This window comes from Virgibacillus sp. Bac330 (assembly GCF_003667845.1).
Lineage (GTDB): Bacteria > Bacillota > Bacilli > Bacillales > Amphibacillaceae > Virgibacillus > Virgibacillus chiguensis.
Genome location: NZ_CP033048.1, coordinates 93417 through 104813, shown reverse-complemented (window position 1 = coordinate 104813; position 11397 = coordinate 93417). Strand labels below are relative to the sequence as shown.

Here is an 11397-nt window from a genome sequence, read left to right as displayed (position 1 = left end):
ATAGTTGTTTGACTGTTTGTTTATAGTGTATGAATGAGTCCTTTTATTGTCAACTATATGTATCCCAAATTCAAATTTAAATTTGACAAATTTGTGAACATGATTGATAATAAAGAAAATACTTTAAATTTGGATATTGACTCGTAATCATTGTTAGTCTAACTACGTTTTAAAAGGAGTTACGGTACATGAAAAACGAAAAGCTGTTAAAAGCAACAAAATATGTCGGAGCAAGTATATTGTTGACCGGTATCGCCATTTTTCTTTATGGTTTCTTTGTAAGCGATTACAGTTACATTACTGGAATTGGTATTGGAACCGTTATGGGAGCTGTATTTATTTTTCTTATGGGGGTATTTTTAGTAGCCACAGAAGAAATGAATTCGAACAGAAAAACTTGGCGATAGCCGTAGTTTTGCTTATACTAGAATCCATAAAAATGTATTCTTTCCTATAGTAGAAAAAGACTTAACAAATCCGTATCTAAGATTTAATAATGCGCCCATGAAACGAGCCGTTTGCTTATGCGAAGCAGACGGCTCGTTTCATCTATTGTGCAGCGCACCATAGCATTTCGCAGCTAGACTTACTAAAACATGTTTTTTCAATGGTTGTTACAAGCCGAGTTGCCTATATCATTGATTATATATGGAAAATATTGTTTAATTGTATACATAAAATGAAACTTCAATTAGTGGGATTTTTATATCATACGGATTATTGATTGACGTAAAGGCTTTTAATTAATCTGAAGATTTAAATGCTGTTAAATCCCACTTTGACTTATTCAGCGCTCACAACGTCACATTTTTAAAGTAAGAAAACGGACAGCACCTTATATCTGGGATCAAACTGTAACCGTAGAGGAGAGCTTGTACATGACCTTAAATCAACTATTCCAATCTTTGATATCGTATATTCCAGCGACAAACATGAACATGAGAAAAGCATACCAACCTGATGAAATTATTGCAGGCGTGCAATATGATATTTTCTCAAACACTACGAACAAAAACGTAGCAGTATTCTCCGTGGATAATCAAGGAAAGCTACTTTACTATTCTGTAGAAGATGAAATTTTAAAACCATCAAATTACACATTAAAACGTGATGAATTAATTGAAAAAGCAAGTCATTTTGTAAAAACATTTTACCCTGAGATGTATAAAAATTGCAAACTAGCTTCTTTTTTAAAATTAGGAAATGCATACACGGTTCACTTCGCCTATCAGGATGAACAATTGCATTTATTTCTCCCTGAAACAGGAGTTACATTATTTTTAACGAAAAGCGGTAAAATCAGTACGATTATTTCTTTTCATGATAAGAATACGAACATACATTATCCTGATGTCATGATCTCTGCTGAAGCAGCAAAGAAACAATACTTGCACCATTTGAAACTAGAATTACTGATTGCTCCAATGGATACATATTATATAAACAATAATGGCAAATTTCGACTCGTTTACAGCATAATTGAACGTGCATTCTACATACCAGCTGACGGGGGAGAAATCTATGTGCAAAAAGATGCTATAAAACAAATTCCTTTTCATAAACCAGAAAAAGTTAAAACGAATTTACACGATATCATTGGTTTAAAGGGTTATAAGCTAATGAAGAAAAAACAAGCAAAGAACAAACGAATAGAGGTTTGGTCTACCCTACCAAATGTCATTCAGAATAAAACAGATTTTGATATCGAGGAAATAGATTCTTGTCTTATGAAATTATGCTTTGATAAGCAAGATCGATTGCTACAAATAACGAGTGAAGAACTGCCTCCAAAAGACATAAGTAAACCTATTGGCGTAGACCAAGCCGAAGAAATAGCGTATCAGTTATTATTCTACCTTTATCCTGAAGCGCACAAGCAATTGATTAGAATTGATGGTGAGGGGGAAATAGAGGATGTTTATTGCTTTGATTTCCGCTGGCAATATAACAACATCCGTATTTTACACGATATCATTTCTATAGATGTTGGGAAATATTCAGGTCGGATTTGTAGCTTTGATCATCAACCGTTATGTAAACAACGATATGAGCATGTCCATACGACACCGACACTTTCTAAGCAAACGGTCAAACAAATATACGCCGACGATGTACAAATGGAATTACGTTGGTTTCAAGATGGAGAAAGCGATTATAAATTAGTGTATGCACCCACTTTTCCAAAATTAGCTGGCGTTATCCGAATGATTGATGCGCATACAGCGCAAATATTTCAAACTGAAAAGACAGAACTATTTTGTTAGTGCATTGTTCTTAATTGAAAGTTAAAGGACACATACACCTAAAATTTTTTTTAACCTCCTAGGTGTATGTGATCATTCCGTGTTACAGTAATACTTCCAATATACAAGCGGTTTTTACGCGCTATTCATCCAGCAAAGCTACTAAAAATACTCTCTTATGAAACTTGCTAAATTATATCCACTATAAAGCAAAAACGTCTACTTTGTTCCAAATACAATTTCAAATTTAGCTCCACCTAACTCTGAACGACCAACCGATATTTTTCCATTGGATTGTTCAATGATGGCTCTAGCAATAGCAAGTCCAAGCCCCGTTTCTCCACCTTTTCCTTTCACAAAACGGTGAAAAATATGAGGAATTAAATCTTCAGGCACACCTTCTCCGTCATCTTCTATACGAATAAGCACTTTTTTATTTTCCTTCTTCATCTCGATCTGAACTTGTTGATTGGCATGACGAATGGCATTGAATGTCAAATTCAACAATGCTCGTAACATTTTCTCTGCATCCGCTGTGATTTCTGGAGACCCTGTAACGGTATGCTTCAATTCAATACCTTGCTCATTAACGATTGGAAGTGCCCTATCAACCACTTGTTCCATTATTTGTTTTAACTGGAATCGTTCTGGAGTAAAAACGTCTGGTTCACTATCTAATTTAGCTAATAATATCATCTCGTTTATAATTTTTTTTAGACGGTTAACTTCTGTTACCATCATCTCAAGACCTTTTTCTTTCTCTTCTGCATCAAAAATATGATCTCGAATTCCTTCCGCATACCCTTGAATTGTCATCAGAGGTGTTTTTAACTCATGACTCGCATTTTGAAAGAATGTTTGTTGTGAATTAATATATCTTTCCAGCTCTTGGGCCATATCATAAACACTCTGTTCGACTTCTTTAATTTCGCCTGTTGCTTTAATTCGTTTAATGGAATGGAATTGCCGTTTTTCAATTTTTTTCAATTGCTTTTTTAATTGTGAAAGCGGCGTGACTAATTTGCGTGTGAAAAAATAGCTCAGAATAATCGCAATAGCACCACCAATGAAAAACACAATGAGCAAACGAAAGAAAAAACTTTGTTGAACGAGTTCTAAATCACTTAAAGGAGTCAAAAGAATCAGCTCAACCCCTGTACTCTCTGGTCTAAAAATAATGCGCGACGTGACAAACTTAGAACCTTTATATTCCCATAATGCTTTATTAGTATCAGAAAAGTCGTTTTTCTTAAAAAAACCTGCAACTACACTATCAGGAAGCGAAGGAGAAACGGCCACATCTTGATTCCTATCATAAATAAACATTTGCAAACCTTGATCTTCCAACAAACTGTTTAAGTTCTCTACACTCGTGCTATCGTATTGATCATTTAGCACATCCACAATTAAGTCGCCTTTTTGCTTTAACTGCCGCTGCTCATCTTGAATGAGTAAATCTAAGAGTAAAGAATAGATCACATACCCCGTAATTGCCATAATAACGAAAAGCAAAGTTGTAAAAGCTACATTTAATTGCGATTGCAACTTCATGAAGTTTCTCCTTCATCTCTTAAACGATATCCATAGCCCCATACCGTTTCTAACGGTAAATCAGGAAGCTTTTTCCGAATACGTTTTACAAGGTCATCTACGGCACGATCACTTCCAAAGTAATTATCGCCCCAAATCTTGATTAACAGCTCTTCTCTCGAAAAAGCTCGGTTCACATTCTCTACTAAAATAAGTAGCATATCAAATTCCTTTGTGGTTACCTCGTATTCTTCATCCCGAAAGAAAATACGCCGTTCTTCTTTATCTATGGTTAATTCGTCAACTGTGACTCTTGCATCGTTTTCTTCTGTATGAGCCAATCTAATATTCGACCGTTTAAATAATCGTTTCACTCTAGCGACCAGTTCCCTTGGGCTAAAAGGTTTTGTTAAATAATCATCCCCTCCAAGCTCCAAACCAAGGATTTTATCAATTTCTTCGTCCTTCGCGGAAATAATAATGATGGGAACTTCACTTTCCATGCGAATTTTTTTACAAAACTCATAGCCGTCCATTCCTGGAAGCATAATGTCTAATATCCACATACCCGGAGGCTCTGTTTTCCAAAGCTCCCAGGCAGCTTCAGCTGATTCCAACAATGTAACTGTAAAACCTTCTTTTTTTAAATAGGCCGCAACAATATTACGTATATTAGGATCATCTTCAACAATTCCGATATGATGATTCATTTTTTTTCACCTTTCTCTTCATTCTTTGTCTCTATTTTCACATAACGAAAAGAAAACTTCATTAAAAATGGGTTTTCCTTGCAGAATTTCTAATACGTCTGTGGCAAATCGAAACATCTCTTATGGAAAAGGACATTTAAGTTTACGGGTATCTTACCATTAGGCTTGTCCAGCAGGAAGTTCAAATGACCACTCCGCTTAATTTTCTATTCTTTAGTTATTGTACCATTAATGAAGTAACTTCATGAACAAGAACAAATGAAAGACAGTAGATTGAAATCATTCTTCTGTCATCCATACCCTCAAACTGATCTTCAGCAATAGAAACTACTCATAGCAAGTTAAATTAACTTACAAGAACGATTAATAAATTATTTTTAGGGGTATACCAATAACAAGCGGAATAGCAGCAATTTATATGTGATCATTCCACCTAAACTTTACACATTTATTCCACAGTTATACCAAATGATTCCCCAAGGAAGCGGGTATACTAAAAGTATCAATCGGAACTTCACTCTTTGTGAAGGAACCGTTCACCATACAAGGCGAAAAACAGACATCTTTTGAGCGTCCCCCCTACTCCCCTCGATGCCTTTTGATGTCTGTTTCTTGCCTGACATTATAATCTGTCTGAAAGGGTGATGAAAATGGATGATAGAAACAATGAACAAACGAATCAACATAACGGATTTACCGATAACGAAAACCTTCCATCTCAACAATTAAACCAGAATCAAAATTCTCACCAACTAACGGATGAACAATCTAATACGCAACAAAATATGAGCTATGATAGCACCACAGGAAATAAAAAAACAGCGAATAAGTCCTTGTTACATTTTATTTTAGGTGGTATTTCTGGTGGTGTTGTATCTGTTATTATCATAGCAGTGTTAATGTTTACAAATATTATTCCAATGACACAAGACAACGGAAATGGATCCGCTTCAACAGACGGAAATAACAAAGCTCAAGAAGTCGTCAAAACGCTCGCCTCTGAGGATTCAGAAGTGTCCACAAATATCGAAGAAACCTCTAAAGCAGTTGTTGGAGTTATTAATAAGCAACAGCAAGATATTTGGACAGAAAGCCAAGAAGCAGGTACAGGTTCAGGAATCATTTATAAAAAAGAAAACAGCAAAGCGTATGTAATTACAAATCAACATGTTGTAGCAGGAGCAGAAGAAGTAGAAGTCGCTTTAAATTATTCTGAAGAACGCTTAAATGCTAACGTGTTAGGTACAGACGAGTTAACAGATTTAGCCGTGTTAGAAATTGATGGTGATCCTATCACTACCGTTGCAAACATGGGATCTTCTAAAGATTTAAAAATAGGGGAAAATGTTTTAGCCATTGGAAATCCATTAGGTATGGAATTCGCTAACACCGTAACGAAAGGTGTGATAAGTGGACTTGATCGTTCTGTACCCATCGATACAAACGGAGACAGTCGAGCAGATTGGATTACCGAGGTTATCCAAACAGATGCTGCTATCAATCCAGGCAATAGTGGTGGTGCCCTCGTCAATGAAAAGGGTGCCGTCGTTGGAATTAACTCAATGAAAATTGCCAGACAGGAAGTGGAAGGCATTGGTTTTGCTATTCCTGTAGACGCAGCACTTCCAATTGTGGAACAGTTAGAAAAGAAAGGTCAAATTGAACGTCCACTAATCGGCATTAGTACGGCAGCCATTGAACAAGTACCACCTCAATATAGAACAGACATCCAATTACCTGAAGATGTAAAAGGTGGGATGGTTATTGCAAACGTGGAAAACGGATCTCCTGCTGACAAAGCTGGGCTACAACAATTTGATGTGATCACTAAAATTAATGGAAATGACGTGACATCCATCTTAGAATTACGGAAATTTTTATATTCTGATGCTTCTGTTGGTGAGAAAATAGATGTTGAATATTACCGAGATGGGCAAAAAGAAACAACCAAGCTAACTCTGGAAGCAAAACAGACAAAAAGTGAAAACACAACAGAAGAAGGATAGAATAAAGCAGGTTACGGTCCAATTGGATCATAACCTGCTTTTTAAGGCAATCCATTTTCTCTTAATTTTAGCTATGCCGAATTCATTCCTTTTGTCTTAAGAGCAGGGGTTTTCCAAGAATATGTCGAAATGAGATACTTAAGAGGCGAAATGCAGATAAGGTAAATGAATAACATGAAATGTTTATTTTACCAAATTTACCTAATGCTGTTATAATAGAGGCCTATCTCTCATTACAATTAAAGGAGGAAGGGTATGATCTGTCCGAATTGTGAGCACGAAACAAAAGAAGGAAAGTTTTGTAAGAATTGTGGTGCACATCTTAATCTTGAAGAAGCAGCAGTAGCTGAAGAAGGGGAAAGTCAATCTGATACCACACTAAACAATAGGGATTTTTCTTCAACTGTAAGTACAGTAGGAAAACATTTTGCAAGTTTTTTCATGCACTACTTAAAATCTCCACATAAGGCGCGATTTGCCACACAGCAAGATATCATTCCTGCCATCATAAGCATCGTTTTATTCGCACTTGCAGTAACCATAAGCTTCTATGTGGTAGTAACGAGTCAAGTAGGTAGTTATTTTTTGGATATTGGCTTTTTAGATGGATTTATCATCCCATTTATACAATATCTTCTACTATTTGCTTTTATAATTATATTAACTTTCATTTCTACAAAATTAACAGCACAACATATGACTTTGCAAGAAACAGTAACAAAAGTTGGAATTTATACAATCCCTTTTCTTCTTATTTTTTTAGCTGGAATTTTACTTACTTGGATTAGAATCCCTTTTTTCAGTGTGCTTATTCCGATTAGTTTACTTGGCCCAGTTATATTCATACCATCGTTTATTTTACTTGAGTCAAAAGAAAAAGAACACGGTTACGATAGAGTTTATGTTTTAATCGCCTTTTATTTCATTTCTTTTGTAGTCATGTCTTTCCTTTTACAAGATATGATAGGAAGATTACTAGGGGGGTTATTTGGAGGATTAATGGGCGATTTTTTCCAAGGTTATTAATAAGAAAAACAAAGGCTATCGGACAGTCTTTGTTTTTCTTTTTTTTCGTATACGATAATGACTTATTTTAGAGCAACTGGACAATGGAACAGTTAGCAGTATTAAACAAGGAACAAAGGCTCGGGGCGCCCGGTTAGCAACGTAGCGACTGGAACGAATCAACGAAAGTTTTAGGAATCATGTTCCTGCAACAGGAGTATGCCGGCGCCCTCCGGCAAGCCCGCCTTTAGTCGGACTTCCTATTTAGGGCGAACCGATGATGACTTAGCTTAGGGCAATGGAGTGAAGTCGCCTAGTTGCTGGGCGTTGGAGCCGGACGTGACTAAATAACTTGGTGAGTTTATCCATATCTTCTAAATTTTGTAATAATAGTGAAAAAGTGCCTGTTATTGAGAACGGGCACTTTGATCTTCACCCAAAAAACAAATCAAAAAGATTGCTTCCTTTAGAACTTTTCTTGTTATAGAATTCCGAATAGCCACATTCTTTACAATAAACGACTAAAAATTGATTGTTTTGTACGTCGAACACCTTTGACAAGCCGGTTCCCGTCATAGCCACTTCCTTTTGATCAGCGTTTGTACTTCCGCATTTTAAACAACCTTTTTGCTGCAATCTAATCACCTCTCTATTAAAAAAACTTGTCTTGCCTTAGTCTGTCTTATACTATTATTAAAAATAATTTTACTCCCCTATAGTATAAAAATACGTTTCTCATAGAAGTTTGGTTTCAAGAAATGAACATTTACTTTTAGAAAACTCAGCGCTTACTAATTTTAAATTTATTACCTTTTTTATCTATCGCGCAAAAGAAAATGACCCTTTCTTACATCCATCTTATTTATGACTATTTTTAAATCTCAAATACAAAGCATTGTAGAGCCAGCTTTAAGCGTTAAAAATGCCGGTTGTAGAAGTTAAGAAGAGACAACCGCACCTAAATAATTTTTTCGTTAAAAGATAAAGATTTGCTTATTCTTTATCGTTCATACTCATCATCTGTTTGGTCCATAACAGGTTCCGTATATTTCCCATCAGAAGATGCACCTAAATATCCTTCCACATCTTCTACATAGCCGACTTGTTCGTCACTATTCGGATACATTTTATTATAACTAGCCTTATCACCGTAAAAATCAGAAGATGTTTCCGATGTACCATAACGGCTAACTTCCTGCCAAGCATCCTCAGCGTCATAGCCAACTTGTGTCTCATCACTTATTTTATCAGGATTTATATTAGGGCTATACACTTCCTCTTCCATGGTGCGCGTTTGGTTAAATGAATCTTGTACGGTATGCTCCATACATCGGTCTGCAGTTGGGAGAGCTTCAAGCCGTTCATAAGGGATATCATTGCCACATTCTTTGCAAATTCCATAAGTACCTTCTGCAATTGCATGTAAAGCTTTATTAATATCTTCTAATTCCTTTTCAGCATGCTCATTAAGCGCGACATCCTTTCCTCTTTCAAATAATTCGGATGCTGTATCTGCAGGATGATTATCATAATTGGACAATTCACCACTTGATTGTTGCACGGATTCTAAAGTTAACCCCGTATGCTCTTGAACATGGGAAATAAGTTCGGATTGGCGATTTTGTAAAGCCTGTTTACAATTTGCTAATTGCTGTTCATTAATCATTTTTTCACCCTCTTTTATATCCTGTTTATTTTAATACTATGCGCAAAAAAAGAGAGTGACATGCTTTATTTCTGTTCCCAAATCATGTAAATGAGAATATAGGTGTTTTCTTGTTTCTTCTTATTGCTTTTCTGTATATATTAAACCTTTTTGGGCATTGTATATATAGTATTTTTGACTTGTTTTCATTTTTTTATTTTTTCCCGTTACATTCCTGTGACATTTTAAAAAAGTCACATATACAATGTGACGAGAACCAAAGTTTTTTCTTCTTCTATTCACAAAATTCAAACCTCTCATTCTAAAATAGAGGGGTTATTTTATCCACACATCCATAATGCATTCAAAAGGCAAACGTTGCCCAGCAATGCTTATGTATTTATTTTGTTTATTAATACTGGTTATCTTACCTTTTACTTTATAAAAATTATGTTTATCAAAATACCTTAATTCGACTGTAAGATCATTAACTACAGCCATTAACAGTTTAGTGTTTATTTCCTCTTGCTGCTGTTCATCTAATATAGGTTTTTCCTTGTGTTCTTGTTCTTTCCACATTTCTTGAAGCATTTCAATATGTTCTGGCATCATGATAGATGTCCACTTGATAGAGCCACGATCATTAACCATTATGAAACAACCTTCTTTCTCACTTTTCCTGCTGACAATATATTTTCAATGTTAAATGTTAAATGTTCGTACTTGTTTACGATAAAAGCAATAGGCTAAAATACTATTTTCCTTTATTTTGATCACTCAAATATATAGCTCAGTTACTTGATTATTGCTATCCATATAAAAGATGATGATCTTTTGCTTGTTATCTAATGAATTTTTAAATAAGCCTACAATGATTACACCAACTCAGAACGTTTGTTCTTAGTGTATCACAAAACTGAACTAATGTACGTGTTATTTTATGGAAAACAAAAAAATACCACCTCCTCGCAATTCGTTTCATTATATCTATAGGAGGCGGGTTGAGAATCATCATAAATATCTTTTTTACACTGTGAGTATTTCTATCTACACTAGATACCTGGCAAAAAGAAATTACAGTTTTATTATTTCCTGTAGTAACTCTGACTACTCCGCTAAATACATCAGTTGGATTTGAAGACGATATACTTCCTGCTTGTTGGCTCTGCGTATTCATATCAAATGACCTATTAGGCACAGAAGAAATTAATGTCATTAAATCTCCTTTTACACAAAACATAATAAAATTTAAAAGGAAGACAATACATTATCCACTTTTAAATTTTATATAAATTAACTAGAAGGATAATGAGCAGTGATGCAAAATTTCCCTGTGCAGGCATTTGCGGGTGGAGAATTATCCGTGCAAGTTATTTGAACTCGATCAAAAGCTTCAAAAAATGTCACGGCACGAGTATTACCAACATTACTTAGTGGAGAATTTGGAACTTGAAAGTCCGCAACTTCTGTGGCACCGTTAAAAACGGTTACAATTAAATTAGCAGCACACCCGTTATCATAAAAAACACTCACTGTTCCAGTAACAGGTTGTTGGGAAAAATAAACATCATCAGATTCTCCACAAGCAATAGTAAAATTCCCACACACTTCATCAGTTAAAAGCTCACCATTTCCTCTGTCTGGACAGCAACAACAATTACCCATATACTTACCCCTCCTTTTTCTCCTTCAATAACAATTAATGCTGAAACAAATACTTTGCTTCAACTTTAGCCCTGTTCCATATAATTATTTAAAATTGATTAATTTGAATTATGTCAAAAGATAGTGTACTAACATTCAATAGTATTAGACCATATTTCTAGTTGTGAATATTTAATATCAGTTAAAGGGGGATTTACTCTTGAATAATTCCTATAAGGATAGCGCGTGCGGTAATTTTCAAGTACCTTGCGAATTAGGTTGTACAGAAATATTTAATGTCATCGATCATCATAAAAACAAAGCAAAAGGGTCTTTAACAGTTTTTTATCAGTCGGGATGCGCAGAAAAACTAATGATCACCATAAAAGACAGTAATTATTGCCAAAAAATATACTTTATAATGAAAGGAAGTAGTAGAACATTTGCTATAGATGACTTTATAGAAATTGAATTGACTTGTGTAAATGGTTCTAGTCAAATGCCATGCAAAGGTAAATATTGTTTAAATTATGAAATTATAACAAAAAGAAAAAAATCTGATTCTGCATGTAAACGGCCAAAAATGCATATGAATTCTAAATAACCTACGCCAA

The 11397-nt window shown here is 35.0% G+C and carries 11 protein-coding genes; 5 read left to right on the top strand and 6 right to left on the bottom strand.

The features are described 5' to 3' along the window. The first annotated feature begins 188 nt into the window (after nt 1-188). Nucleotides 189-407: a hypothetical protein gene (locus D9780_RS00475; protein WP_073009609.1), complete on the top strand. Its 219-nt coding sequence runs from the start codon at nt 189-191 to the stop codon at nt 405-407. A 471-nt stretch (nt 408-878) separates the two neighbouring features. Beyond that, a complete protein-coding gene (locus tag D9780_RS00470) occupies nt 879-2264 on the top strand; it encodes a YcdB/YcdC domain-containing protein (protein WP_121638880.1) in 1386 nt (461 codons plus the stop codon). Between the two features lie 198 nt (nt 2265-2462). Here the strand turns inward: D9780_RS00470 and D9780_RS00465 are convergent, their stop codons facing one another. Together D9780_RS00465 and D9780_RS00460 are read right to left on the bottom strand one after the other, a co-directional pair. Then, nucleotides 2463-3794, bottom strand: coding sequence for a sensor histidine kinase (locus D9780_RS00465; RefSeq protein ID WP_121638879.1), 1332 nt, complete (start codon nt 3792-3794; stop codon nt 2463-2465). After that, a complete protein-coding gene (locus D9780_RS00460; protein WP_073009600.1) occupies nt 3791-4483 on the bottom strand; it encodes a response regulator transcription factor in 693 nt (230 codons plus the stop codon). The genes D9780_RS00465 and D9780_RS00460 overlap by 4 nt, the downstream gene beginning before the upstream one ends. A gap of 650 nt (nt 4484-5133) precedes the next feature. Between D9780_RS00460 and D9780_RS00455 the strand changes: the two genes are divergently transcribed. Continuing rightward, the gene (locus tag D9780_RS00455) at nt 5134-6489 is read left to right on the top strand and encodes a S1C family serine protease (RefSeq protein WP_371413683.1); all 1356 of its coding nucleotides are present in this window, start codon (nt 5134-5136) and stop codon (nt 6487-6489) included. Nucleotides 6490-6744: 255 nt separating this feature from the next. Continuing rightward, complete coding sequence (locus tag D9780_RS00450) at nt 6745-7515, top strand: zinc ribbon domain-containing protein (RefSeq protein ID WP_121638877.1); 771 nt, start codon at nt 6745-6747, stop codon at nt 7513-7515. A 411-nt stretch (nt 7516-7926) separates the two neighbouring features. Here D9780_RS00450 and D9780_RS00445 read toward each other — a convergent pair whose 3' ends face one another. The 4 genes from D9780_RS00445 to D9780_RS00425 form a co-directional block, all read right to left on the bottom strand. Continuing rightward, nucleotides 7927-8070, bottom strand: a complete 144-nt coding sequence (locus tag D9780_RS00445; protein WP_240458807.1) for a zinc ribbon domain-containing protein — start codon at nt 8068-8070, stop codon at nt 7927-7929. Nucleotides 8071-8494: 424 nt separating this feature from the next. Next, a complete protein-coding gene (locus D9780_RS00440) occupies nt 8495-9160 on the bottom strand; it encodes a TraR/DksA C4-type zinc finger protein (RefSeq protein ID WP_121638875.1) in 666 nt (221 codons plus the stop codon). A gap of 315 nt (nt 9161-9475) precedes the next feature. Further along, a complete protein-coding gene (locus D9780_RS00435) occupies nt 9476-9790 on the bottom strand; it encodes a YolD-like family protein (RefSeq protein ID WP_121638874.1) in 315 nt (104 codons plus the stop codon). A gap of 642 nt (nt 9791-10432) precedes the next feature. Then, on the bottom strand, nt 10433-10804 hold the full coding sequence (locus D9780_RS00425) for an S-Ena type endospore appendage (protein WP_121638872.1): 372 nt from the start codon (nt 10802-10804) through the stop codon (nt 10433-10435). A 199-nt stretch (nt 10805-11003) separates the two neighbouring features. On the opposite strand from D9780_RS00425, the gene D9780_RS00420 reads away from it, so the two are divergent. Continuing rightward, nucleotides 11004-11387: an S-Ena type endospore appendage gene (locus D9780_RS00420; protein WP_121638871.1), complete on the top strand. Its 384-nt coding sequence runs from the start codon at nt 11004-11006 to the stop codon at nt 11385-11387. The last annotated feature ends 10 nt before the right edge of the window (nt 11388-11397 follow it).

Coding starts and splice junctions, on each gene's coding strand:
- D9780_RS00425 (WP_121638872.1), bottom strand. CDS start 10,804: ATGGGTAATTGTTGTTGCTGTCCAGACAGAGGAAATGGTGAGCTTTTA.
- D9780_RS00435 (WP_121638874.1), bottom strand. CDS start 9,790: ATGGTTAATGATCGTGGCTCTATCAAGTGGACATCTATCATGATGCCA.
- D9780_RS00440 (WP_121638875.1), bottom strand. CDS start 9,160: ATGATTAATGAACAGCAATTAGCAAATTGTAAACAGGCTTTACAAAAT.
- D9780_RS00455 (WP_371413683.1), top strand. CDS start 5,134: ATGGATGATAGAAACAATGAACAAACGAATCAACATAACGGATTTACC.
- D9780_RS00470 (WP_121638880.1), top strand. CDS start 879: ATGACCTTAAATCAACTATTCCAATCTTTGATATCGTATATTCCAGCG.
- D9780_RS00475 (WP_073009609.1), top strand. CDS start 189: ATGAAAAACGAAAAGCTGTTAAAAGCAACAAAATATGTCGGAGCAAGT.
- D9780_RS00460 (WP_073009600.1), bottom strand. CDS start 4,483: ATGAATCATCATATCGGAATTGTTGAAGATGATCCTAATATACGTAAT.
- D9780_RS00450 (WP_121638877.1), top strand. CDS start 6,745: ATGATCTGTCCGAATTGTGAGCACGAAACAAAAGAAGGAAAGTTTTGT.
- D9780_RS00465 (WP_121638879.1), bottom strand. CDS start 3,794: ATGAAGTTGCAATCGCAATTAAATGTAGCTTTTACAACTTTGCTTTTC.
- D9780_RS00445 (WP_240458807.1), bottom strand. CDS start 8,070: ATGACGGGAACCGGCTTGTCAAAGGTGTTCGACGTACAAAACAATCAA.